23 protein-coding genes and 1 riboswitch are annotated in these 23,851 nt (G+C 38.7%); of the genes, 16 read left to right on the forward strand and 7 right to left on the reverse strand.

Annotation, left to right across the window (positions count from 1 at the left end):
* Positions 1-264 precede the first annotated feature (264 nt).
* Positions 265-555: an HU family DNA-binding protein gene (locus MWU82_RS07565; protein WP_031445631.1), complete on the reverse strand. Its 291-nt coding sequence runs from the start codon at positions 553-555 to the stop codon at positions 265-267.
* A gap of 130 nt (positions 556-685) precedes the next feature.
* On the opposite strand from MWU82_RS07565, the gene mutY reads away from it, so the two are divergent.
* From mutY to gldD, 4 genes are read left to right on the forward strand one after another with little or no spacing between them, the layout of a single operon-like run.
* Positions 686-1,723, forward strand: a complete 1,038-nt coding sequence (gene mutY / locus MWU82_RS07570; RefSeq protein WP_247095932.1) for an A/G-specific adenine glycosylase — start codon at positions 686-688, stop codon at positions 1,721-1,723.
* A gap of 24 nt (positions 1,724-1,747) precedes the next feature.
* Positions 1,748-2,215 (forward strand): single-stranded DNA-binding protein, encoded by a 468-nt coding sequence (ssb, locus tag MWU82_RS07575; protein ID WP_215949576.1) that lies wholly within the window; start codon positions 1,748-1,750, stop codon positions 2,213-2,215.
* Positions 2,216-2,240: 25 nt separating this feature from the next.
* Complete coding sequence (locus MWU82_RS07580; RefSeq protein ID WP_247095934.1) at positions 2,241-3,569, forward strand: gliding motility-associated protein GldE; 1,329 nt, start codon at positions 2,241-2,243, stop codon at positions 3,567-3,569.
* Positions 3,559-4,113, forward strand: coding sequence for a gliding motility lipoprotein GldD (gene gldD / locus MWU82_RS07585; protein WP_215949574.1), 555 nt, complete (start codon positions 3,559-3,561; stop codon positions 4,111-4,113). Before MWU82_RS07580 ends, gldD begins: the two co-directional genes overlap by 11 nt.
* Positions 4,114-4,120: 7 nt before the next feature.
* Here gldD and MWU82_RS07590 read toward each other — a convergent pair whose 3' ends face one another.
* Positions 4,121-4,540: a hypothetical protein gene (locus tag MWU82_RS07590; RefSeq protein WP_247095936.1), complete on the reverse strand. Its 420-nt coding sequence runs from the start codon at positions 4,538-4,540 to the stop codon at positions 4,121-4,123.
* A gap of 423 nt (positions 4,541-4,963) precedes the next feature.
* Between MWU82_RS07590 and MWU82_RS07595 the strand changes: the two genes are divergently transcribed.
* From MWU82_RS07595 to rpmA, 3 genes are all read left to right on the forward strand, one after another.
* On the forward strand, positions 4,964-5,419 hold the full coding sequence (locus MWU82_RS07595; RefSeq protein WP_215949572.1) for a DUF4199 domain-containing protein: 456 nt from the start codon (positions 4,964-4,966) through the stop codon (positions 5,417-5,419).
* Positions 5,420-5,519: 100 nt separating this feature from the next.
* Entirely contained in the window at positions 5,520-6,053 is a 534-nt protein-coding gene (gene rplU, locus MWU82_RS07600) for a 50S ribosomal protein L21 (protein WP_111622451.1), read from the forward strand.
* A gap of 24 nt (positions 6,054-6,077) precedes the next feature.
* Positions 6,078-6,338, forward strand: a complete 261-nt coding sequence (gene rpmA / locus MWU82_RS07605) for a 50S ribosomal protein L27 (protein WP_031445623.1) — start codon at positions 6,078-6,080, stop codon at positions 6,336-6,338.
* A gap of 90 nt (positions 6,339-6,428) precedes the next feature.
* Here rpmA and MWU82_RS07610 read toward each other — a convergent pair whose 3' ends face one another.
* Both MWU82_RS07610 and ahcY read right to left on the reverse strand, forming a co-directional pair.
* Positions 6,429-7,532: an SDR family oxidoreductase gene (locus MWU82_RS07610; protein WP_247095938.1), complete on the reverse strand. Its 1,104-nt coding sequence runs from the start codon at positions 7,530-7,532 to the stop codon at positions 6,429-6,431.
* A 110-nt stretch (positions 7,533-7,642) separates the two neighbouring features.
* A complete protein-coding gene (gene ahcY / locus MWU82_RS07615) occupies positions 7,643-8,959 on the reverse strand; it encodes an adenosylhomocysteinase (protein ID WP_215949570.1) in 1,317 nt (438 codons plus the stop codon).
* A 189-nt stretch (positions 8,960-9,148) separates the two neighbouring features.
* On the opposite strand from ahcY, the gene MWU82_RS07620 reads away from it, so the two are divergent.
* The 8 genes from MWU82_RS07620 to MWU82_RS07655 all read left to right on the forward strand — a co-directional run bounded on the left by MWU82_RS07620 (position 9,149) and on the right by MWU82_RS07655 (position 16,252).
* Positions 9,149-9,781, forward strand: a complete 633-nt coding sequence (locus MWU82_RS07620) for a 4'-phosphopantetheinyl transferase family protein (RefSeq protein WP_247095940.1) — start codon at positions 9,149-9,151, stop codon at positions 9,779-9,781.
* A 338-nt stretch (positions 9,782-10,119) separates the two neighbouring features.
* Positions 10,120-10,758, forward strand: a complete 639-nt coding sequence (gene pnuC, locus MWU82_RS07625) for a nicotinamide riboside transporter PnuC (RefSeq protein ID WP_247095942.1) — start codon at positions 10,120-10,122, stop codon at positions 10,756-10,758.
* Positions 10,713-11,276, forward strand: a complete 564-nt coding sequence (locus tag MWU82_RS07630) for an ATP-binding protein (protein WP_247095944.1) — start codon at positions 10,713-10,715, stop codon at positions 11,274-11,276. The genes pnuC and MWU82_RS07630 overlap by 46 nt, the downstream gene beginning before the upstream one ends.
* Positions 11,276-12,814, forward strand: coding sequence for a DUF4301 family protein (locus MWU82_RS07635; protein WP_215949566.1), 1,539 nt, complete (start codon positions 11,276-11,278; stop codon positions 12,812-12,814). Before MWU82_RS07630 ends, MWU82_RS07635 begins: the two co-directional genes overlap by 1 nt.
* Positions 12,815-13,092: 278 nt before the next feature.
* Complete coding sequence (locus tag MWU82_RS07640; RefSeq protein ID WP_247095946.1) at positions 13,093-13,404, forward strand: hypothetical protein; 312 nt, start codon at positions 13,093-13,095, stop codon at positions 13,402-13,404.
* 359 nt (positions 13,405-13,763) lie between these two features.
* On the forward strand, positions 13,764-14,066 hold the full coding sequence (locus MWU82_RS07645; protein ID WP_215949565.1) for a hypothetical protein: 303 nt from the start codon (positions 13,764-13,766) through the stop codon (positions 14,064-14,066).
* A 377-nt stretch (positions 14,067-14,443) separates the two neighbouring features.
* The gene (locus MWU82_RS07650; protein WP_215949564.1) at positions 14,444-14,743 is read left to right on the forward strand and encodes a hypothetical protein; all 300 of its coding nucleotides are present in this window, start codon (positions 14,444-14,446) and stop codon (positions 14,741-14,743) included.
* A 150-nt stretch (positions 14,744-14,893) separates the two neighbouring features.
* A complete protein-coding gene (locus tag MWU82_RS07655) occupies positions 14,894-16,252 on the forward strand; it encodes a sigma-54 dependent transcriptional regulator (RefSeq protein WP_247095948.1) in 1,359 nt (452 codons plus the stop codon).
* On the opposite strand, the gene MWU82_RS07660 is transcribed toward MWU82_RS07655, so the two are convergent.
* Positions 16,227-18,698 carry an ATP-binding protein gene (locus MWU82_RS07660; protein ID WP_247095950.1) on the reverse strand — a complete coding sequence of 824 codons (2,472 nt, stop codon included), beginning with the start codon at positions 18,696-18,698 and terminating at the stop codon, positions 16,227-16,229. The two genes, MWU82_RS07655 and MWU82_RS07660, sit on opposite strands and share 26 nt — an antisense overlap.
* A gap of 125 nt (positions 18,699-18,823) precedes the next feature.
* Positions 18,824-18,918: riboswitch (TPP riboswitch) on the forward strand.
* 107 nt (positions 18,919-19,025) lie between these two features.
* Between MWU82_RS07660 and MWU82_RS07665 the strand changes: the two genes are divergently transcribed.
* On the forward strand, positions 19,026-21,197 hold the full coding sequence (locus tag MWU82_RS07665) for a TonB-dependent receptor (protein ID WP_247095952.1): 2,172 nt from the start codon (positions 19,026-19,028) through the stop codon (positions 21,195-21,197).
* Positions 21,198-21,329: 132 nt separating this feature from the next.
* Here the strand turns inward: MWU82_RS07665 and MWU82_RS07670 are convergent, their stop codons facing one another.
* Together MWU82_RS07670 and MWU82_RS07675 are read right to left on the reverse strand one after the other, a co-directional pair.
* A complete protein-coding gene (locus tag MWU82_RS07670) occupies positions 21,330-22,706 on the reverse strand; it encodes a Gfo/Idh/MocA family oxidoreductase (RefSeq protein WP_247095954.1) in 1,377 nt (458 codons plus the stop codon).
* Positions 22,707-22,754: 48 nt separating this feature from the next.
* Complete coding sequence (locus tag MWU82_RS07675; protein WP_247095956.1) at positions 22,755-23,849, reverse strand: PmoA family protein; 1,095 nt, start codon at positions 23,847-23,849, stop codon at positions 22,755-22,757.
* Between the last annotated feature and the right edge of the window lie 2 nt (positions 23,850-23,851).

A 23,851-nucleotide genomic window follows, 5' to 3' on the forward strand; every position in this document is an offset into this window, starting at 1 on the left:
AATTTATATTCATCCCGCCACTCAATATATCAAGTGGGGACAAATGATTAAACAATAATTTGTACAGGTTGTATAAACCCGTCGAAATTCTTTTATGAATTTCTATGTCAAGGAACGTATAAAAGGAAAAAGTAGTTGTAACAACTACTTTTTCTTGTGTCGGTTAGCTCTCCGGCGTTTTTTACGCTTGTGGGTAGCTACCTTATGTCTTTTTCTTTTTTTACCACTAGGCATAGAGGTCTACTTTTTAAGATTAATATTATTTTATTTGACTTGTACATTACTTTTTACACCTTCTACAAATACCTTGGCCGGTTTAAAGGCAGGGATGTTGTGTGCGGGGATTTTAATGGTAGTATTTTTGGAAATGTTCCTACCTGTTTTTTCAGCTCTTGTTTTAATGATAAAACTGCCGAAACCTCTTAAGTATACGTTGTCTCCGCTTTCTAAAGATGTTTTAACCTCATCCATGAAAGATTCCACAGTTGCTTGTACATCTCCTTTTTCAATTCCCAGTTTTTCTGAGATTTTCGTTACAATTTCCGCTTTCGTCATTTTAACTAAATAAATTTCTAAAGAATTTTTTTTCGGGATGCAAATATATGAATTAAATTCAATCTTTCATTGCTAAGGAACTTAATTTTAAGTTGGTAAACCATTACTTTTGTAAATTAGGCCCAAGTAAATGAACTTTTCCAGAATTATTTTAGAGTGGTACGAGCTAAATAAAAGGCTTCTTCCTTGGCGTAGCACCAATGACCCTTACCGTATTTGGCTGTCGGAAATTATGCTCCAACAGACCCGCGTAGCGCAAGGTATACCTTATTATTTGAAGTTTGTGGAGGCTTTTCCCAAGGTACAGGATTTGGCCGCTGCATCGGAAGAACAGGTGCTTAAGTTGTGGCAAGGTTTGGGGTATTATTCCAGGGCCAGAAACTTACATGCCACTGCAAAAATAATTACTGAAAAATATGAAGGAAAATTTCCAAATACCTATAAAGAGCTGATGCAATTGAAAGGTATTGGCGATTATACGGCCTCTGCAATAGCTTCAATTTGTTTTGACCGGCCAGAGGCGGTGGTAGATGGAAATGTCTATAGGGTTTTGGCCAGATATTATGGTATAGACCTGCCCATAAACAGTTCGGAAGGCATTTTGTACTTTAAAGAATTGGCCAAAGATATTATGGATGTCGAAAATATAAGGGACTACAACCAGGGAATTATGGAATTTGGCGCCCTGCAATGCACTCCCAAGAATCCGGACTGCAGTAGCTGTCCCCTGCAGAAATCATGTGTGGCCCTTGCAACTAACCACATAGACAGCCTTCCGGTAAAAATAAAAAAGAATAAGGTCCGTGATCGTTATTTTAATTACCTGGTATTGGTAGATGAAAATAATCAGACTTTATTGCAACAGCGAAAAGGAAATGGTATTTGGCAAAATTTATATGAATTTCCATTGCTGGAAACCGATAAGTATATAGATCAGGGAGAAGTTGCGGGTAATTTGAGAGAATTGGTAGCGTTGGAGGAGCCCTCCGAAATTTACCTTTATAATGAAAGTAAAATAGTTCATAAACTTTCACACCAACATTTGCATACTAGGTTTTGGATCATCACCTTTGAATCCAAACTTGAAAATGGAATACAAATAGCTGAACTTCATAAATATCCTGTTCCAGTTTTAATTGCAGATTTTATAAAAACGTTTAAAATTTAGTACTTTTGAACTTTACTTTGAGTTATGAGCGGAACACTAAATAAAGTTATGCTGATCGGGCATTTGGGAGATGAGATTAAAATTCACTTTTTTGAAGGTGGAAACTGCATAGGGAGATTCCCGTTGGCTACCAATGAGACCTATACCAATAAGCAGACAGGGGAAAGGGTAACCAATACGGATTGGCATAATATTGTGGTGCGGAACAAGGCCGCTGAAATTTGCGAAAAATACCTTAGTAAAGGGGATAAAATTTACGTGGAAGGTAGACTTAAAAACCGTCAATGGCAAGGGGAGGATGGCAACACCAGGTATACTACCGAGGTGCATGTTCAGGATTTTACTTTTTTGACCACAAAAAAAGAAAGTATGGCCAATGCCCAATCAAGTAACCAGAATCAACCACAACAGGGTACATCTGCCACAACAAATAAGGTTAACGAGCCGTTAGGTAACAACGGACCTGAAGAGGAAGATGATTTACCATTCTAGACTAATTAAATTTAAAGACTGACTATTGGACCCAGACCCCCTTAGTTTATTATTGAATTTTATTGCAATCGATAGCGGTTTTGCTTATAAAATCGCATTACTTTTTATTTTGTTGACTTTTTCTGCCCTTATTTCTGGGGCTGAAGTTGCTTTTTTTGGCCTTTCCCAAACCGATGTTAATGGGATTGAGGAAAAAAAGACGGCCAAAGGGAAAATCATTGTTACGCTCCTGGATCGTCCCAAAAAACTTTTGGCCACCATATTGATTGCGAACAATGCCATAAATATTGGGGTAGTATTATTGTTCAACAATATAGGCGACACCATTTTTGCTGAAATTACCTATGTTATTTTAGGACTTGTTCCTGTGCGCTTTCTCTTGGAGGTAGTAGTGGTCACTTTTTTAATTTTGATGTTTGGGGAGATTTTGCCCAAAGTTTATGCCAATCGCAACAGATTTACCTTCGCCTTTTTTATGGCCTTTCCTTTAAAGTTGTTGGATTTCCTATTTTCGCCTTTAAGTTTGCCAATGAGGTCGGCTACCATATACCTATACAATAAATTGGGCAAACAGAAATCCAATCTTAACGTGGGCCATTTGTCCCAGGCATTGGAGCTCACTTCGGAGGGGGATACTACCGTAGAGGAACAAAAAATACTGGAGGGGATCGTCTCTTTTGGAAATACGGATACCAAACAGGTGATGCGTCCCAGGATTGATATTTTTGCCCTTAATGAGGAAATGAAATTCCTGGAAGTTTTGGCGGAGATAAAAACACATGGGTATTCCAGGATTCCGGTTTTTTCTCAAAATATGGATAATGTTTTAGGAGTACTTTATGTTAAGGATCTCTTGCCCTACATAGACCGAAAAACCTTTAATTGGATGTCCTTGATCAGGGAGCCTTATTTTGTCCCGGAGAACAAAAAATTGGACAATTTGTTACTGGATTTCCAGACCAAGAAAAATCATTTGGCCATTGTTGTTGATGAATATGGAGGCACTTCCGGGATAGTAACCCTTGAGGATATTATAGAGGAAATAGTTGGGGATATAAGTGATGAATTTGATGATGAGGATTTAATTTTCTCTAAACTGGACGATTTTAACTACGTCTTCGATGGCAAAACGGCTTTGAAGGATTTTTATAGAGTGGCCAAAATTGAGGATGAGGATGATTTTGAGGAGAAAAAAGGGGAATCTGAAACAGTTGCGGGTTTTGTCTTGGAGATTGCCGGAAGCTTTCCCAAAAGGGGAGAGGTGGTAATATTCAAGGATTATCAATTTGTCGTGGAGAGCCTGGACAAAAAGCGTTTGAAACAAATAAAAATTACATTGCCACATGAAGCTTAATATCGGACTACTTATATTGTTGTTATGTCTTGTGTCGGCTTGTGAGGACAATGTTTTGCCGAAGCCCAAGGCAATGCTTAGGTTGGAATATCCTTCTGCTAAGGAAGAAGTATTGGAAACAGAGCACTTTTCTATCAAGTACAATGAAATGGCCAGATTAAAATCCGAATCCAATACCTCTTTTACATTAGACTATCCCCTTATGAAAGGTTCTATTTTTATTAATTATAAGGAAGTGAACGGCAATTTGGACAAACTCCTTACCGATGCCCAAAAATTAAGCTACGAGCATGTTGTGAAGGCCGACGGTATTTATGAGGAACCCGTTGTCAACGAACCCCATAAGGTATATGGAATGTATTATGAAGTAAAGGGCAATGCAGCCTCACAATCCCAGTTTTATGTAACGGACAGCACGAAACACTTCGTAACCGGGTCATTGTATTTTTATGCCAAACCTAATTATGATTCTATCTTGCCTGCAGCCGTACATTTGCAAAAGGATATTCGTAAAATTATTGAATCCTTACGCTGGAAGGAGTAACAATTCCCTAATTGCTTTGCAATAAATCTTCCGCCTGCTTAATACTGGAATTTATTTGATCCTTAAGGGCGTTTACTTTAGCCTCTTCCTCATCCAGCCATTTTTGTTTTTCTTCCGTCAATGCTTTCCCGTTCAGTATCTCATCCCCATTAAAACGATCGCCAAAGCCCTTCATCCAATCCATCATGGCCTTGTGTGCTGCTTTTAATTCTTCCCTTGCGGCTACATAATCGTCGGAGGAGGCATCGTTCGTGATTTTTTCGTCCAATTGTGACACCAATTTGCCTATAGTCCCCATTTTGGGCATTACCTCATCATGAACAGCCATTACGCTTTTCATTTGTGAATTCTCCTTGTTTTGGTCTTTACAGGAGTAGGCAACCGCAATTATTACGGATAGAATAAGGATTAAATTTTTTTTTGTCATCAGATAAAGTTTATTGCTATTACAGGTGGCCAAAGTAGTCTTTTAAGTTAAATTTTAATGGGGCAGACGGTTTTTTATATAGCCGGCACCAATACTTTTTAAGATAACAAAGATACTGAATTGTGAACTTTTTATACGGGATTTGGATTCCATTCTCCTGAAAATCGATGGGGATTATATGGCATACATGAATAATTTCCGTGATAATTGATCCAAAAACTGTCCGTGATCCCAATAACACCAATTTCATTAACATCCTTTCGGGAAAGGAAGGGTCTGTTTAGCCATTAAATACGGTGATTACAAAGTGGGGCCCATAGGTTTCGAGGGTAAAATGGAGTATAAAATCAATTCCATGTTAATTTCCGTGCATAAATCATTAAAATTCTGTAAATTAAATGCATAACCTAAAAATTCTATACAATGAAACAATTTGCACTCCCTATTAGGTTTGGCATAGCTGTTAGCGGCTCATTAATTGCCTATTTCTTATTGTTGTCTCTTTTTAATCTTCACACCAATATTTTTTATAGTCTTTTTAATGGTGTAATAACTGGCTTCGGAATATATGAAGCCATAAAATACTTTAGGGTAAAGGAAGGGCCTTCATTTAATTATGGAAAAGGCTTTACCGCGGGGATTGTTACTGGCTTTGTAGGCACATTGATTTTCACAATTTTTTTCGCCTTTTATGCAACCGAGATAAATCTGGGATTTTTGGATGAACTCTCCAAAGTATGGTTCAGGGATTATAACACTTCTGAAGGCATTGTATTCTTTACCGTGGCCATTATGGGCTTTGCTACTTCCTTGGTATTGACCCTTTCGTTTATGCAGTTATTCAAGACTTCCAACAACCTCAAAAGAAAATCGGTTTAAAAATCTCAAAAATCACTTGTGGATTAAGGATTTAGGAGTATATTTGCACCCGCCTAAGTAAATATTAGGCTTGTTCTTAAATTTATAAATAACACAAGCTATGTACGCAATTGTAGAGATAGCAGGGCAGCAATTTAAAGTTGCGAAAGACCAAAAAGTGTATGTTCACCGTTTACAAGACGAAGAAGGTAGCAAGGTAACCTTTGATAACGTTCTTTTGTTGGAAGATGGTAGTAACATTACAATTGGCGCCCCAGCTATAGACGGAGCCGCTGTTGAGGCTAAAGTCATTAAGCACCTAAAAGGTGATAAGGTAATTGTCTTTAAAAAGAAAAGACGTAAAGGTTACAAAAAGAAAAACGGTCACCGTCAGTATTTAACTGAATTGGTAATAGAAGGTATCATTGCCTCTGGAGCCAAAAAATCAGAAAAAAAGGCGGAACCAAAAAAAGAAGCTAAACCTGCCGCTAAAAAAGCAGAGGTAAAAGCAGAAGCACCTAAGAAGGTGGAAGCAAAAGCTACCGAGGATTTGAGTAAAAACACGGTTGCTGAGCTAAGAGAATTGGCAAAAGCTAAGGGAGTTGAAGGTTATTCTTCAATGAAAAAAGCTGAATTAATTGCCGCTTTAAGTTAATAACAAGAATTAAAACAATATATCATGGCACATAAGAAAGGTGTAGGTAGTTCTAAAAACGGTAGGGAATCAGAATCAAAACGCTTGGGCGTTAAGATTTATGGTGGACAAGCTGCCATTGCTGGGAACATCATTGTAAGACAACGTGGTACAAAGCATAACCCAGGAGAAAATGTTTATGCTGGAAAAGATCATACTTTGCATGCAAGGGTAGATGGTCTTGTAAAGTTCCAAAAGAAAGCTGGAGGCAAATCTTATGTTTCTATTGAGCCTTTTGAAGCTTAATATATTCTAGCTATTGAAAATTAAAAAACTCTTTCCAGCAATGGAAAGAGTTTTTTGTTTTTACGGACTCTACTGAATAATGTAATTGTTTTACCACTTCTGATTTCTAAAATTCTTGGCTTTGGCAAAAGCAACGGTTTCAGATAAATAATCCACTAGGTTGTAGTTGGGAATGGGCAGGATGCTCTCCAAAAGGCGTGTATCCCATTCGTTAGGCTTAGAGGTCATATACGGGTGTAAATGCAGTCCTATGGTTTCATAGTAAAACTCTTCCAGCTTTGAAGAAAATCCCGTTGAGGTATCAATTTGATCTTCGGTAAAACTAAAATTAGAGAAACCTACTACCTTCAATATTTTGGAAATGCCTTTTTTCATGTTCGTCTCTTTGGAATTAACAATGTTCAATTGTTGGATTTCCGTAGAAATCACCCTGGCAATCACCTGGGCGGCATAGTCCGTTGGAATAATATTTAATCCAGTTCCTGTTTTGGTAGTAATACGTATAGCATCCTTGGAATTGCTATTGTGGAAAAACTTCGCAAAAAGGTAAAAGACCATGTATTTTGATATAAAATAATTTGGGCTCTCATTAATATTTCCTCCAAGAACGCTGGGCCGCAATATTTGAATTGGAATATTTTTTTCCTTACCGGCCTTTAATAGAAACTTCTCCGAGGCGTGTTTGGAGGCCTCGTAATGGTTACGGTAGTTACCGTTTTTTATATTGGTATAATCATTATGCAATAATCCGCCTATATTCCCTGCGGCAAATGCTGTACTTATGTAGACAAATTTTACAATGCGACTGCAGTACGTATTGAATATTTCTTTGGTAAACTGTAAATTTTGACTGAATATTTCCTCCTTGGCGCTAGGATCTGTAGATAAATTGACAAAACCGGCCGAGTGAATAAAATAATCCAATCTATTGTTTCCTATAAAAGAGGTCGGATTTAATAGTTCTTCCGCATCTATCGTGACTATTTTTTTTAAGACTTCAGGAAGGTTCTTTTTTATAAAATCTGTTGCGAACTCACTTGATACTACATTTTTGACACGTTGTTCAGGGCTAACCGAAGTTTTCTTACGAACAGGGAGATAAATGGTTTCAATACTTTGAAAGCGAAGTTCCAAAAGCGAAAATAATACTCTAGAACCTAAGGTTCCAGTAGCTCCGGTTAAGAGTATGTTCATTAAGTTGATGTAGGAATTAAAAAATCAAAATCCTTATCTGTTTGAGTGTGATAAGGATTTTGATTTTGCATTAAAAAGCTTTCTTGGATTTTTCCAAACAAGAATGGAATCTAGTACCTGTAATAATCGGGCTTAAAAGGACCCTCAACGGTAACCCCAATATATTCTGCCTGTTCCGGTCTTAAAGTTTCCAATTCCACTCCCAATCTGGAAAGGTGCAAAGCGGCTACTTTTTCGTCCAAATGTTTTGGAAGCATATATACGTCATTCTTGTATTTGTCACTATGGTTCCAAAGTTCCATTTGAGCCAGGGTTTGGTTGGTGAACGAGTTGCTCATCACAAAACTTGGATGCCCGGTAGCGCATCCCAAGTTTACCAATCTACCTTCGGCCAAAACAATTATATCCTTTCCTTCAAGAGTGTATTTATCTACCTGAGGTTTTATTTCATCCTTGGTATGGCCGTAATTCTTGTTCAACCATGCCATGTCTATTTCATTGTCGAAATGGCCAATATTACACACAATGATTTTGTCTTTCATCGCCTTAAAATGCTGCGACTGTATAATATCCTTATTTCCGGTAGTGGTTATTACGATATCGGCATTTCCAATAACAGTATCCATTCTTTTTACCTCAAATCCGTCCATAGCTGCCTGTAGGGCACATATAGGATCAATTTCGGTAACCGTAACAATAGAACCCGCACCTTTGAAAGATGCTGCCGTGCCTTTTCCTACATCGCCATATCCGGCAACTACCACTCTTTTACCTGCAAGCATGGTATCTGTAGCCCTGCGAATAGCATCTACAGCACTTTCCCTACATCCGTATTTGTTGTCGAATTTGGATTTGGTAACAGAATCGTTAACATTGATGGCAGGCATTGGCAAGGTTCCTTTTTTTACCCTCTCATAAAGTCTATGGACACCGGTGGTAGTCTCTTCGGAAAGACCTTTGATACCTGAAGCCAATTCTGGGTATTTGTCCAAAACCATATTGGTAAGGTCTCCCCCATCATCCAAGATCATGTTTAGGGGTTGGCGATCTTCCCCGAAAAACAAGGTCTGTTCAATGGCCCAATTAAATTCATCTTCGTTCATTCCCTTCCAGGCATATACGGGCACTCCAGCAGCGGCAATAGCTGCAGCAGCCTGATCTTGGGTAGAGAAAATATTACAGGAACTCCAAGTTACCTCTGCTCCTAGGGCAACCAGAGTCTCAATGAGTACCGCTGTTTGTATGGTCATATGCAAACACCCGGCAATACGGGCGCCTTTAAGAGGCTGTTCTTTTCCATACTCTTCCCTTAAGGACATTAGGCCGGGCATTTCGGCTTCCGCAAGTTCAATTTCTTTTCTTCCCCATTTGGCCAAGCCAATATCTTTTACTTTATAGGGTACGTAAGGAATGGTTTTAGTACTCATAAACTTTTTTTGTTATAGTTAATTGCTCATATTCGTATTCAAATAAGTTGGAGGTATAGATCAAAAATAATATAAATGAAGAATATCTTTGATTAGCCTATTTCTTCTCCTTTTTTATTTTTATTTTAGTAATAGAACAATTTTCTTATTTTTTGCATTTGCAAAGGTAGTAATAACTTAAATAATCTAATGCCTCTTTACAAAACAATAACAGTTAACGACGGCACTAAAGTGCTGATTTGGAAAGTTGAAGAGTCGGAATCCCAACTTTCTGAAGGGGTTGTGCTTACCCCGCATTGCCAAAAGCGGATGATGGGCATGAAGTCGGAATTGCATAGAAGAGGTTTCTTGAGTATAAGGCATTTATTGGCGGTAGAGGGCTATGTAGACCATGATCTATTTTACGATGATGCTGGCAAACCTCATTTGACAGATGGCAAGTTCATCTCCATTACACATTCCCACGAATTTACAGGAATTATTATTTCGGATACCAGAGAGGTAGGAATTGATATTGAAATGCAACGCGATAAGATTCTGAGGATAGCCAACAAGTATACTCCTTTGGAGGAATATAAAACTGTTGCAAATTCAGAAGCTTTGATCAGAAAACTTACCATTGTTTGGGGAGCAAAGGAATCCTTGTACAAGATATATGCCCAGCACGGTCTAAGTTTTTTACATCATATAGATATTACGGATTTTTCGTTGTCCGACTCGGAGACTACGGGTACCATTCTATACAAGGGAAAAACTTCCCATTACGATATTATATTCTTGGAATTCGAAGGATATACCTGTGTGTATGCCATTAAAAATTAGTGGGCTATAATATAACCCCCTTAGCACTATCTAAAAACCTAATATCACAGCTCTCTTTTATCGGTTTAAGTTAATTCCTTATTAGACAATCAATCTAATAAACACGGTAATGGAGAAGTATTTTTCCTGATAAACCCCAATATTTTTAATGGGAACAGTTATTTTTGGTCAATATAGATTGATTAAAGCCTTGCCATAATCACCAGAAGGAGACCTATTGAATAATGTATATTTCTTCAGGGCTTTTGTAGCGGTTGAATGTAATGTCAAATCTTCCATTGAATTGTTGGAAAATGGTTTGATAAGGTTGAAAAATGTAAAATCTGACCGGAGTAACTATGAGCCCCATTTTTGATTGGATTTTTGCCCAATACCAAGACACTCCCACCCATTTGATAATTTTGGAAATGGTAGGGGTGTTTTTCGGATTTTTAAGTGTTTGGTACTCCATGCGCGAGAATATACTGGTTTTCCCTACAGGGATCCTTAGTACTGGGCTGTTCGTATATATTCTTTTGGTTTTTGGGCTATTGGGAGATATGCTGATCAATGCCTACTACTTTGCAATGAGTGTCTACGGGTGGTATGTATGGACAAGAAAGGTAGATGAGACCCATTTTATTCCCATAACAACAACTACTGCCAAAGAAAAAAAACGGACAGTCGTTCTATTTGCTGCTACTATTTTGTTTATTTCTCTGGTATATGTGGTATTCGATAAGTTGGATAATTGGACAGCTTATGTGGACACCTTCACAACAGCCATATTCTTTGTAGGAATGTGGCTCATGGCTAAGAAAAAACTTGAAAATTGGGTATATTGGATTATTGGCGATGTAATATCGGTTCCATTATATCTTTATAAAGGACTTATATTTACATCTCTGCAATATTTATTGTTCACTATTATTGCCATTTTCGGATACCTTGCATGGAAGAAAAGTTTAAACAAGAGCCCTCAAGTATTATTAAAGTAGTTTTATTTGGTCCGGAATCTACGGGAAAGACCACCTTGTCCCAGGATTTGGCCGAGCATTACAATACTGTTTGGGTACCTGAATATGCACGTGAATACCTTCAGGATAAATGGGATAGAGAAAGGAAAACCTGTGAGCCAAAAGATTTGTTGCCCATTGCTGAGGGCCAGATCAAATTGGAAAATTCCCTTACCAAAAAGGCCAATGAGGTTTTAATATGCGATACGGATCTTTTGGAGACCAAGGTATATTCCGAAGCTTATTATTTGGGTTACTGTGATCCGGTTTTGGAGGCTTACGCCTTGCAGAATAATTACGATATCTATTTTTTGACCTACATAGACATTCCTTGGGAAAAAGACGATTTAAGGGATAAACCAAATGACCGTGAACGAATGTTTCTTTATTTCAAGGATACTTTGGAAAAATATAACAGGAATTTTATTATCTTAAAGGGTGATAAAAAAACACGGCTGACAACGGCCCAGAACTACATTAACCAACTACTAAAAAAATAATGGAATTAACGGAAGCAGACAAAAAACAATTAGAAAAAAAGGGTATTTCTAAGGAAAAAGTTCTTGGTCAAATTGATACATTTAAGGAAGGTATTCCTTTCGTGAGATTGGAAAAGGCCGCGGTAGTATCCGATGGAATTTTTAAATTTTCCGAGGCAGAGGAGCAAAAGTTTATTAAAAAATTTGAGGATGCAAAAAAGAAGATTTCACTTCTAAAATTTGTGCCGGCTTCCGGTGCTGCATCCCGAATGTTCAAGGCTATGTTCAATTTTCTGGACACCTATGATCCCAAAGCCGAAAAATTCGAGGCCTATTTGGATAGGACCAAGGATAAGGACGTTAAAACCTTCTTTGATGGGTACAAAAATTTTGCCTTTTATGACCTGATTCAAAAACGTATAGCCGGTAAAACGAGCTCTAAGGATGAGGAAAAGTACCTTTTTGTAAAGGAGATGTTATTGCCGGAAGGCTTGGATTTCGGATTTTACCCAAAAGGCCTTTTGCCCTTTCATGACTATGGCAAGCATAGCGCTACACCTTTTGAGGAACATTTAAAAGAGGCTGTTGCCTACGCCCAGGCAAATAATGAGGCAAATCTACACTTCACCATTTCTGAGCAACATGGCGAAATGTTCAACAAGGAATTTAAGATTGCCGGGGAGCGGGTGGCAAAGGATGCTACAACCTCCTTTACGGTAAACTATTCCTTCCAGAAACCATCAACAGACACTATCGCGGTAACTTTGGACAATAAGCCCTTCAGAAATTCTGATGGTTCCCTGTTGTTCAGACCAGCGGGTCATGGGTCGTTGATAGAGAACCTGAATGATCAGGATGCAGACATTATTTTTATAAAGAATATCGATAATGTGGTGGTTCCAAGATTTTCCGACGATGTTGCCAGAAGCAAAAAGATATTGGCGGGACTGCTCTTGGAATTACAAAGCAAGGCCTTTGAATATGCCAAGGTGTTGGATGGGGATAATTTAACTTCCGAAATATTGGAAACTATAAAGTTGTTTTTGGAAAGGGATTTAAATGTCCGATTTTCAGATAAATACGGTGGCTTTAGTATAGGGCAGCAAATAGAAATTTTAAAGGATAAGATCAACCGTCCAATTCGTATTTGCGGAATGGTCAAGAATGAAGGCGAACCTGGGGGTGGTCCGTTTTGGATCAGGGATGCCCATGATCATATTTCACTGCAAATCATAGAATCTGCCCAAGTCGATATGGATAATCCAGCACAGGTCGATATCTTAAAGAACTCTACCCATTTTAATCCGGTAGATTTGGTCTGTGGGGTTAGAAATTATAAGGGAGAGAAATTTAATTTACTCAATTTTGTAGATACCAAACAAGGATTTATTACGCAAAAGACCAAAGAAGGCAAGGATTTAAAGGCTTTGGAGCTACCGGGTCTATGGAACGGTGCCATGGCCTTCTGGAATACCATTTTTGTAGAAGTTCCCTTGGTGACCTTCAATCCGGTAAAAACAGTAAACGACCTACTAAAACCTGCGCATCAGGTAAAATAGATTTGTGGTCAACATTTTGGATTATCATCCACTTTTTTTGTCTGGCTGATTTTCCATTTCAAACAGATATATAAGGTATTGTACCCAAAAAGTGTATAATTTTTATACACTTTTTGTGGTGCTATACATATTTATACATTACTTATAGATACAAAAAATAATTTAAACAATTGATTATCAATGAATTGAAAATGAAATTATTTAAATGTATACGTTGGCACAATTTTCCTTCTATGTTCTGTGAGAAAAAATTAGTATTCACACAAAATATTAGAGATATGAAAAATGATATGAAAAGCTTGGTTTTCGCTACAGCGATGGCCATGGGAAGTTTAAGTCCAGTTTTGGCATCTCCTCCTATATTTCATGATGGAATTATGGAAGTAATTATTGCTCAAGATTTTACTGAAATAGACCTTGATCAATTGCCGGACACAATTACAAAGGCTTTGGAGAAAGATCATGCTGGAGCCGTAATAAACAAGGCGTATGTAAATGAGGAAGCTGAATATAAATTGGAGGTTACTTTTTCCGATGGAACAAACTCCGAATTGTACGCCGATGCTGAAGGCAACTGGATTGACATGTAATATATTGGCAAAGTAAGTTATATATGAATTTGAATTAGCAGGGCTACCGCATGGTAGCCCTTATTAGTTTCTATAGGGGAGTGGCCTCCAATTTTATTATTGGTGTCTTAGTGATAGAGGTGTATAACTGATGCTACAATTGTTACTTTTTATGGATTTTCAAGTTAGAACCGTCTCCCCGAACTGTGGTCACAGTGTGTAATTTTAACACAATTGAAACCCTTAATACCCATTATTACACAGTTTCAGTGCAATAGCAAGAATACATTAAGTTATTGATAATCAAGTTAATAAAGTTTATTATCGATTTCGGTATCGTTTTTCCATTGATAATGGTAATAAATATTAAAATTAGAATCATGAGAAAGTTATTTTTTGGAATTGCATTATCAATAACCAGTTTAACCGCCTGTGCACAGGAGAACAAAGCAGTAAAGGGGGTGGTTACGGAAATAAGCGTTGCCCAAGATAAGTTCTCGGAAATAGGGGCAGCAGAATTACCCGAAGCTGTGACCAAGGCAATAGACACTTATTATCCATCTGCGGTGATCAATAAAGCATATGTAAACAATTCCCAACAATTTAGGTTGGATATAATTTTGAAGGAAGGTAATAGCGGTACCATATATGCGGATAAGGATGGGGATTGGATAGAAAGATAGGATGCGCTTATTTTGATATTATTGGTGCGTCCAATGATAATGGGATCGTTTAAACGATCCCATTTTTTTGTTTCTGACCTTTAAAAGGTGAAGTATGGTACTCAATTAATAGAATAATCATTTGATTAGGAGCTTTACACAATTAATTATTAGGTAATACGGAATTTGTTTTTGGAATATAAAAAGGATACATGGGAAGAAGTGTTTAGTTTTTACCCATTAAAAGAGTTGGATACCCAAAAATACACAGTTCAATTTTTTATAAAATTTCAATAACACTCACATTGACAGTCATTTACATTTATATCTGGCGTTGGTTGAATTTTGGTATCATATTTTCAATAGGTATAACAAGTTTAACTATTAAAATGAAAATCATGAAAAAATTATTTTTTGTAGCAGTATTATCATTCGGAAGTCTAACCGCATTTGCCCAAGGTGAAGATGTAGCCCTAGAAACTACACAAACCGCAATAGCTCAGGACGACTTCTCTGAAATAGAAACAAGTGATTTACCAGAAGCGGTTTCAACAGCGGTTTCTAATGACTATCCTTCCGGTAGTATCAGCAAGGCTTATGTAAATAAGCAAGAGCAATATAAATTGGAAGTAACCTTGGAGGACGGTACTACAGGTACTTTGTATGCCGATAAGGACGGTAATTGGATAGAACTATAGGAAAACTTGAATTATTTGTTTTGTATCAAGTTGGTTTGGTAAGAGGGGGATTGTTTTATACAATCCCCCTCTTTTTTTATGAAAATTTTTAAAGGCAACTAACTTTCTTATGGTATTTTTACTATCCATAGTAAATTGTAATAGAAAGGTATGCCCAAACTCCTTATCATTGAAGATGACGCCGCTTTTTGTCAAATGCTCCAAAAGTTTTTGATTAGAAACGGATACGATGTCGACGTTAGTTTTACAGCCCAGGATGCCAAGACCAAATTCAAGGCAACCACCTATAATCTAGTATTGACAGATTTGCGTCTCCCCAATTATGATGGGCTGCAATTGTTATCCGATATCAAGGGGGTAAATCCAAAGACACAGGTTATTGTGATGACCGGTTATGCTGAAGTAGGTTCTGCCGTGGAAGCCATGAAAAAAGGTGCCTATGACTATATTTCCAAACCTTTTACTCCTGAGGAAATTTTAATGCAGATCAAAAGTGCCTTAAACCAGGAGAACAAGCGGCAATTGGATAGTGAGCAAAAGGAAAGCCATGAGTTTGAAAATACGGTAGTTGAGCCCCAGGACAATAGGGTCGTTATTGGAATAAGTGAGGCTTCCAAAAAATTACACGAGTATATTAAGCTGGTGGCCCCAACGGACATGTCCGTTTTAATTACCGGCGAAAGTGGGACAGGGAAAGAGGTAACTGCAAGGGCAATACACGATAATAGTAAGCGTAAAGAACACAGTTTTGTGGCTGTAGATTGCGGAGCCATCCCCAAAGAAATAGCAACCAGTGAATTTTTTGGGCATGTTAAAGGTAGTTTTACGGGAGCAGTGGAGGATAAGAAGGGGCATTTTGAAGCTGCAAATGGCGGTACCTTATTTTTAGACGAAATAGGGAACCTTTCTTATGAAAATCAGATACAGTTGTTAAGGGCCTTACAGGAAAGAAAAATTAAAAGAGTAGGCAGCAATAAGGAGATAGAGGTAGATATCCGAATTGTAACGGCCACTAACGAAGACCTTACTGAGGCCGTTGAAAATGGTAGTTTTAGGGAAGATCTTTTTCATAGGATCAACGAATTTTCTGTGGAAATTCCGTCCTTGGAGGAACGCTTTGAAGACCTGCCACTTTTTGCTGATTTCTTTTTGCGAAAAGCCAACCGCTCCCTAGGAAAAAAAGTAGAAGGTTTTTCGGAGGATGTGGAGGATATATTTAAGCAGTATCACTGGCCGGGAAATCTACGGGAATTACAGAATGTGATTAAAAGGGCAGTTTTGTTGACCAGCGGGGATAAGGTGGAGAAAGGGGCCTTGCCCAAAGAAGTATATCGGAGTAAGGAAAGCAATGTTAAAGTCGATAACTTTTCCAAGGCCGATTATGAGAAGGAACAAATAGTAAAGGCCTTAAAACAATCAAATTTTAATAAGTCCAAAGCGGCCAAATTGCTGCAGATCACAAGGAAAACGCTTTACAATAAAATTAATCACTATAATTTGGACTTGTAGCCAAATACGATTTAATGGCCAGGATCAAAACAGTAGACTTATTTTGGAGGTCCCTGTAAGTTTGTTTTAAAACCTTTGGTTCCCATTGGTCAATTTCCAAAATCTCCATTTGTTCTAGAATAGGAACTATTTCCGTACTATTTAATTGACGGAACATGGGTAGCATCCTATGAGACACAACATTCACTTTCTTAATGTCCAAGTCATCTACAGCCTTTTTCAATCTTTCCATATTGGTTTTGGTGTCGGTAATAAAGGTCTGTAAAACTTCGGCGATACCCTCCTCATCATCCCCTAGAAAAGAGGAGATAACCCCCAAGTGGAATAAGTTGGAGCCAGAGGCGATAATAGGTTTCATTTTAGTTTCAGTTTCTTTATGAACTGCCTGGGGGAACAAGTTGGTCAATACTTCCAGGAACATATCTTTGGTAAAAGGTTTCTGCAGGATATCTGAAAAACCTGCTTCAATATACTGCTCTCTTTTTAAATCCTTTCGCCCGGTCATGGCTACTATGGGTTGCCCGGCATAATGTGAATATGTGCCGTTTTGTAGATTGCTCAACACTTCAAAACCGGTGATATTCGGCATTTGAATATCGGTCAGGACCATGTTGTACTTAAGTATTCCTGTTTTTGAAACTTCATAAAAATTATTGTAGGTATGGGCAGAGAATCCCAAATGATCACAGACTTCCTTTAATAGTTTTAGCATGGCAGGATCATCATCTATGATAAGGAGGGACAACTCAACTTTTGGATTGATTTCAATTTTCTTGGGAGAATTCAAAGGTTTTTTTGATATCTCGAGAGGAATTTCAACTGAAAATGTACTTCCTTTATTTTCCTCGCTACGGAGACTAATTTTTCCACCCAAGAGTTCGGTGAGTTTCTTGGAAATGGTAAGGCCTAGTCCATAACCACCATATTTTTTATCCGTATGGTCCTCCGCCTGGGTGAACTCTTTAAAAATGTGCTCTTGTTTTTCTTTTTTAATGCCTATACCAGAATCTGTGACCTCAATTAAGGTTATGTAGTTTCCGTTTGCCTCGCTTATTACCTTGGCTTCAACTTTTATGAAACCTTCATTGGTGAATTTATAGGCATTGCCCATTAGGTTGGTCAAAATTTGTCTTATCCTAAATGGATCTCCCAAAACGGGATTATCCAATTGCCTGTCTATTTTTAGCTGGAGTTCTATGGGTTTTGTTAAATGTATTTCCTTGAGGTTTTCGGCAGTTTCCCTGATAAGATCGGAAAGAATAAATGCCGTTTGGTCTATCTTGATTTTTCCTGCCTCCAATTTGGAAAAATCCAATAGATCGTTTACAAGGCTATCCACATATTTTGAAGCGGATTTTACATTTTTTAAATAGGATACCTGTTTGCCTGTGAGCCCAGTGTTTTCCATTAGTTCGGAATAACCGGTTATTGTATTTAGGGGGGTGCGCAGGTCATGGCTAACAGTAGAGATTAATTGTTCCCGACTTTTTAAAAGGGATTCGGAAAATTTCTTTTCTTTCTCCAGCTGCTGTCTGTACAGTTGTACCTTCCAATAATCTTTGGTAATCAAAAAAGTAAAGAGACCCACAATCGCTATGCCCAGCAAGCTGGCAAAACCGGCCACACGTAGGCTTCGTTTTAGGGCAGTTTGCTTTTTTAGGTTGTCATTATAGGATTTTGTTATTACTTCCTGTTCAAAGGCAGAAATAATACTTCGCAGCTGTTGTGAAATTTCCAGATCGGCCCTACTTAATTGCAATTCTTTCTGCGCTACCGAGCGTAGGGCTTTGGTATTGCTCTGTTTGGCCTCGGCCAAAAGTGATTTGGATACCGTTAAGACCGAATCTACCCGTTGTGAAACGGGAATGTTGCTGGTGTCTTTTGGGACGTTTTCGCTAAGGTATTCGGCCCATTTTTTTATGGTATTCTGCGCATCAGGAGGTAGGTCCAAATAATTGGGATTAAGGCTTTCCGGCGTAATTTTTCCAAGAGACTCCTCAATTTTGCTAAATTCCTTTAGGGCATTGTCTATAGAATTGTTGGCTTCGCTTTTTCTTTTCAATCGAAGAAGTTCATTGCTGTTGAAAACCTTTTTTTTAAGAAGCCCCTGTACGCTGTCCAACATTTCCTTTTGGTAGTCATTGACCGTAAGTAGTTTAAGGGAGTCTATGGTGATAAAGATGGAATCTATCTTTTGGGCATAGGCCGTAAAACTTTTTGGAGTCTTTTTTTGGAGTGCCAGCTTGGAAAGACTTTCCGCTTCATATAGTTCTGTAAGTAGGGAGCCTGTTTTTAGTAATTTGGCATCGTTTTCCGTTGCCGCGTCCGTAGATACAAATACCTTTATTTCTGAAAATATAAAATAGGCCACAACTAGGGTCAATATCCCAAGCATAAGATAGCTGAACATAATTTTAAAGGTGAATTTGTTCTTTGTTTTATTCATTAATAATTCCAGTTTTTACGGCTGTTATTCTAATTTACGTATTTCAAGGCCCATTGGTCTATAAATTATAGTTAATTATTTATCTCTTTTTATTATGAAATTAGATTGGCCGTACGTAAATTTGCGCCCGTCTCAAAGGGGTGCTTGTTAGGTCAGGCTGAGATTATACCCAAGGAACCTGGGCAGGTAATGCTGCCAAGGGATGCGAAAATCGCGTTTTGGAATTTCCAACGTTTTATTTTCGATACAATTTTGTAATCGGAAAAAACAAAAATCAATTTTTAACAAGAATAATAGCCCCTTTTATTCGTAACAAATGTATTACGGATGAAAACTATGTTCACAACGGTCGCTATCGTAGCGACTACGCTTTTGGCGATTGGCCAAGAGAAACCCAAAGATTCTTTGGAAGGAAAAGAAATTGCCTTGGATGAGGTATTGGTATCTGCCGTTAGGGTTACCAAGCAATCTCCGGTAACCTTTACCAACCTCACCAAAGAACAGATCAAACCCAGAAATTTAGGACAGGATATTCCTATCCTAATGAATTTTATGCCAGCTGTGGTTACCACTTCCGATGCCGGGGCAGGTGTTGGTTACACAGGTATTAGAGTTCGTGGTAGTGATGGTACACGGGTTAATGTTACCATTAATGGGATTCCCTACAACGATGCCGAATCGCATGGTTCGTTTTGGGTAAACATGCCCGACTTCGCCTCTTCCACGGAAAGTTTGCAATTGCAACGTGGGGTAGGAACATCAACAAATGGGTCAGGAGCCTTTGGAGCAAGTTTAAATTTGTTGACCGATGCCGTTTCCAATGAGGCCTTTGGTCAGATTTCGTCTTCCATAGGCAGTTTTGGCACACTTAGAAATAATCTAAAATTTAGTACCGGCTTATTAAACGATCATGTAGAGATTGCCGGACGTTTGTCTAGAATAACCTCTGACGGTTACATTGATAGGGCTTCTTCAGAATTGGATTCCTACTTTTTGCAAGGGTCATATGTTGACGACAATACATTGGTCAAGGCATTATTGTTCGGGGGTCATGAAATTACCTATCAGGCTTGGAACGGTATAGATGCCGAAACTTTGGCATCTGACAGGACTTTCAATTCCGCGGGAATCTATACCGATGAAAATGGAAATACCCAGTTTTATGACAACGAAGTGGATAATTATAGGCAAAATCATTTTCAATTGCATTGGAACGAACAAATTGCCAATAATTGGAATACCAATCTGGCATTCCATTTTACGAAAGGAAGAGGGTTTTTTGAACAGTATAAGGAAGACGATGACTTTAGTACCTATGGCATTGAGCCAATAATGGTTGATGGGGAAGAAGTGGATAAGACCGATCTAATAAGAAGACGCTGGCTGGTCAATGATTTTTACGGAACCACGTTTTCTGCCAATTATGATAAAGAGAGTTTAAATTTAATTCTTGGAGGAGGTTGGAACAAATATGAAGGAAGCCATTTTGGGGAAATTATTTGGGCGCGTTTTTCCAACAATAAAGATTATGAAGACAGATATTATGATGACAGTTCCACCAAAACGGACCTAAATCTTTTTGCCAAGGCCAATTATAAGTTTAGCGACCAATGGAGTGCTTATGGAGATCTACAGTTTAGGACCATAGGGTATAAGGCTAATGGCGAAGACACAGGACTTGTTGATGATACCTTTAATTTTTTCAACCCCAAGCTTGGGATTACCTATGATCTGAACATGAATAATAATTTTTACCTCTCTTATGCCAGGGCCAATCGTGAACCTAACAGAAATGATTATGAAAGTGGTAGCCCCAAGCCTGAAAAGTTAAACGATTATGAGTTGGGATGGCGCTATATTACTCCAGATGTACAGTTGAATACCAATGTGTACTTTATGGGGTATAAGGACCAATTGGTGCTCACTGGTGAATTAAATGATGTTGGAGCTCCTTTGCGTGCCAATGTTGGGGACAGTTACCGCTTAGGTTTGGAAGTGGATGCTACCATAGCCTTGGGGAATCAATTTAAAATACGGCCCAATGTGGCATTGAGCAGAAACAGAAACAGGGATTTTGTGTTTCAACGGGATGGTGAACTGCAAGAACTTGGAGATACCCATATTTCCTTTTCGCCAGATATTATCGTTGGAAACGTTTTAACTTATCAGCCTAAGGAAAATGTTCAATTTAGCTTGTTGACCAAGTTTGTTGGAGAACAATATATGGGTAATATAGATTCTGAAGGATCTAAGTTGGATTCGTATTCGCAAACCGATTTTAATGTGCAGTATGAAATCAATACCAACGGTTTTGTAAAGAGCATAGTTTTATCAGGATTGGTCAATAATATATTTGATGCCGTATATGTGTCCAATGGATACTTTTATACTTTTGATGACGATTATTCAGTGCCTGGGACCGTTACCACCTATGAAGGGGCCGGTTACTATCCGCAGGCAGGGATCAATTTCCTACTTGGGGCATCCATAAGTTTTTAAGTACGCGTTACCGTTTTATTCTGTAACTTAAAAACCCCTATGTTGGCTCATTAGGCCAACATAGGGGTTTGTTTTTATATTCCTAATATTAAAACTGTGCAGTTTAGGAGAACTAATTCTTCGGTTAGAAGATTATACTTTCTCCGGCACTATATAGGGATATCTGTACTTTCTGGTAAGCAAAAGGTCAGCTTCTTCATTGTTTATGAATTTTTCGAACTCCCCATTAAATTTTAAGGTTTCCCCGACCCTCAACGCAATATTTGCTATCAATGGCAGTACGGTGGACATATGACCTGTCTCAATATCGCAATTTAAATCATGGTGGTTTCCTGAGCGAACCCCGTCTATAAAGTTTCCATAATGTCCCTTGCTGTCAGGGGCGGTCAAAAATGAGGTGTCGCCACCAACGGCAGCGCTTCCGGCCATTTCAGAACCTGCAAAAGGTTCTGTTTCCTTGCCTCTGTATGCTTTCCAGGTAGAGCCGTTTACTTCCATCCATCCTTCTGTTCCGTAAAACATATTCCCAATCTTAATGCCTAAATTGGCCTCATGGTTGGTATACCTGCCACGGGTTTCAAATTCCAATATTTTTCCATCCTCATATTCAAATACCGAAGTTTGGGTGTTTGGTGTTTCTTGTGAACATTCCTGGGGTGTAAATCCAAAAATACCTCCCATAGACTGCACCTTAACCGGATGTATCTTTTTATTAAGACCCCATCGGGCTATATCAAATTGATGTGGCCCTTGGTTGCCTGTGTCGCCATTGCCGGTGTCCCAGTGCCAATGCCAATTATAGTGTCCCTTTTTTTCATTATAAGGCCTATAGGTTGCCGGACCCAGCCAAAGATCGTAGTTCAAGGTTGATGGTGAAACACTGTCTGGAGAAATCCCAAAGGAATCCCTAGGCTTAAAACAGGTGCCTCTGGATAAAAATACCTCTCCAATACCCCCACGATGCAAGAAATCCATGGCCTGCATTACATTGCTTATGGATCTGTTTTGGAAACCTACTTGGACAACCCGATTATATTTTCGTGCGGCCTCTACCATTTTTCTTCCTTCCCATACATTATGGGAACTAGGTTTTTCAACATACACATGTTTTCCGGCCTGGCAGGCCCAGATGGTGGCCAGTGCATGCCAATGATTGGGAACTGCTACTACTACAGCGTCTATTTCCTTGTCCTCAAAAACACGGCGCATATCTTCCTCGGTACCTGGTTTGTTACCTTTTTGGTTTTTGGTAGCCATTTTTACATTGTCGCCCAAAACAGCAGAGTCAACATCACAAACGGTTTTAATTCGTACTCCATCATTGTACATCTCGGAAAAATTTTCCAACAAATTACTTCCACGACCCCTGACACCAATAGATCCGAGGACCACGCGGTCATTGGCACCCATAATGTTCCCGTAAGATTTTGCGGAAAAGGCAGATGCACCAACAACAACGCCGGTACTGGCAAGGGTAGTTTTTTTAATAAAGTCTCTTCTGTTGTCCATAATTATGTTTTAATAAATTCTGTATTAATAAGTTATTTGGAATAATGTTTACTGCTTTGAAAAATTGGCGAACTCCGAATCTAGCTCTGCCTTTCCCAAATTCTTGCTTGCTACTACAATCCGATGTTTAAAGGTTACATCCTCCCCTTTGTCCAGGCTTAGGTTCAAAGTTTCCTTTCCATCACTAAAGACTTCCTGTCCTAAGGGATTGGCTGCAAAAAGGCCATAGCCCCGAGTATGCCAATAGGTAGGATAGCCGGCATTGGAAGTATGGTCCAATATTGCCAGGGATATTTTTTCGTCCCCAATGTTCGATCTTAAATTCACCCAATTGGATCGTTTTCCCCAACAGTCGTCCCCTTCAATATTCTCGCTGTTAATGTAATTTCCGTTTACGCCTTCATTGTTTAAGACAGGGACACCGGTAGGGATTCCATTGGAATCGGTAAAAATATCGGGCTTGTTGGAGGGGTGCTCCAATTCGCGAGTAACCCGTATGCCCAAGACGCCTTCCTTATTGTCCTTAAAAATTACTTTTTCGTTGGGAGCAGACAGGTTGGTGATACGATCTATGGAATATTCATCGTGATCGCCTCTAAAAATAAAAGTGGTGTTTTCTTTTAACAATACCTTTCCTTCGTTAGAAACCCAATCCATGGCCACCTTTAGGCTTGCTTCCTCATTGCCGTCTTCGATACCCAGTATTTCCTTGTGAAGAATGGTGCCGTAACTTCCTCTCTTTTCTACTTTGATGGAATCCGAATTGTTCCAAAAATCCAATCCGTTAACATCACCGTAATTAAACCAAACTCCTACGTGATGCGGATGGTCCACCCTTTCCCCCACAGACGGTTCCAAGGGATATTTTCTGGTAATCTTGGTGCCCTTAGGGGTAATTAAAGGGTATAGTACCGGTTTTTTAATGTTGGTAGGATAGATATAGGAGGTAAATAGATTACCATCAATAAATACATCTACCTTTCTCTCTTGGTCGTTGCGGACCAGTTTTATTCTTTTTTCTGTCTTGGGTTGAATGTCGGCCTCGACCGTTTTGTCCGACTTGGCCTGCTTGCAGGATACCATAAAGACTAGGGCTATAACACTGCTTAAACCCGATTTAAGAAGTAATGTTGTTGTGTTCATTC

Origin of the sequence: Arenibacter sp. S6351L, assembly GCF_023016025.1 — a bacterium.
Taxonomy (GTDB): Bacteria; Bacteroidota; Bacteroidia; order Flavobacteriales; family Flavobacteriaceae; genus Arenibacter; species Arenibacter algicola_B.

Excerpts from the sequence above, each read along its gene's own strand:
- MWU82_RS07565 (WP_031445631.1), bottom strand. The coding sequence starts at position 555 with ATGACGAAAGCGGAAATTGTAACGAAAATCTCAGAAAAACTGGGAATT.
- mutY (WP_247095932.1), top strand. The coding sequence starts at position 686 with ATGAACTTTTCCAGAATTATTTTAGAGTGGTACGAGCTAAATAAAAGG.
- ssb (WP_215949576.1), top strand. The coding sequence starts at position 1,748 with ATGAGCGGAACACTAAATAAAGTTATGCTGATCGGGCATTTGGGAGAT.
- gldD (WP_215949574.1), top strand. The coding sequence starts at position 3,559 with ATGAAGCTTAATATCGGACTACTTATATTGTTGTTATGTCTTGTGTCG.
- MWU82_RS07590 (WP_247095936.1), bottom strand. The coding sequence starts at position 4,540 with ATGACAAAAAAAAATTTAATCCTTATTCTATCCGTAATAATTGCGGTT.
- MWU82_RS07595 (WP_215949572.1), top strand. The coding sequence starts at position 4,964 with ATGAAACAATTTGCACTCCCTATTAGGTTTGGCATAGCTGTTAGCGGC.
- rplU (WP_111622451.1), top strand. The coding sequence starts at position 5,520 with ATGTACGCAATTGTAGAGATAGCAGGGCAGCAATTTAAAGTTGCGAAA.
- rpmA (WP_031445623.1), top strand. The coding sequence starts at position 6,078 with ATGGCACATAAGAAAGGTGTAGGTAGTTCTAAAAACGGTAGGGAATCA.
- MWU82_RS07610 (WP_247095938.1), bottom strand. The coding sequence starts at position 7,532 with ATGAACATACTCTTAACCGGAGCTACTGGAACCTTAGGTTCTAGAGTA.
- ahcY (WP_215949570.1), bottom strand. The coding sequence starts at position 8,959 with ATGAGTACTAAAACCATTCCTTACGTACCCTATAAAGTAAAAGATATT.
- MWU82_RS07620 (WP_247095940.1), top strand. The coding sequence starts at position 9,149 with ATGCCTCTTTACAAAACAATAACAGTTAACGACGGCACTAAAGTGCTG.
- pnuC (WP_247095942.1), top strand. The coding sequence starts at position 10,120 with ATGAGCCCCATTTTTGATTGGATTTTTGCCCAATACCAAGACACTCCC.
- MWU82_RS07630 (WP_247095944.1), top strand. The coding sequence starts at position 10,713 with ATGGAAGAAAAGTTTAAACAAGAGCCCTCAAGTATTATTAAAGTAGTT.
- MWU82_RS07635 (WP_215949566.1), top strand. The coding sequence starts at position 11,276 with ATGGAATTAACGGAAGCAGACAAAAAACAATTAGAAAAAAAGGGTATT.
- MWU82_RS07640 (WP_247095946.1), top strand. The coding sequence starts at position 13,093 with ATGAAAAATGATATGAAAAGCTTGGTTTTCGCTACAGCGATGGCCATG.
- MWU82_RS07645 (WP_215949565.1), top strand. The coding sequence starts at position 13,764 with ATGAGAAAGTTATTTTTTGGAATTGCATTATCAATAACCAGTTTAACC.
- MWU82_RS07650 (WP_215949564.1), top strand. The coding sequence starts at position 14,444 with ATGAAAAAATTATTTTTTGTAGCAGTATTATCATTCGGAAGTCTAACC.
- MWU82_RS07655 (WP_247095948.1), top strand. The coding sequence starts at position 14,894 with ATGCCCAAACTCCTTATCATTGAAGATGACGCCGCTTTTTGTCAAATG.
- MWU82_RS07660 (WP_247095950.1), bottom strand. The coding sequence starts at position 18,698 with ATGAATAAAACAAAGAACAAATTCACCTTTAAAATTATGTTCAGCTAT.
- MWU82_RS07665 (WP_247095952.1), top strand. The coding sequence starts at position 19,026 with ATGAAAACTATGTTCACAACGGTCGCTATCGTAGCGACTACGCTTTTG.
- MWU82_RS07670 (WP_247095954.1), bottom strand. The coding sequence starts at position 22,706 with ATGGACAACAGAAGAGACTTTATTAAAAAAACTACCCTTGCCAGTACC.
- MWU82_RS07675 (WP_247095956.1), bottom strand. The coding sequence starts at position 23,849 with ATGAACACAACAACATTACTTCTTAAATCGGGTTTAAGCAGTGTTATA.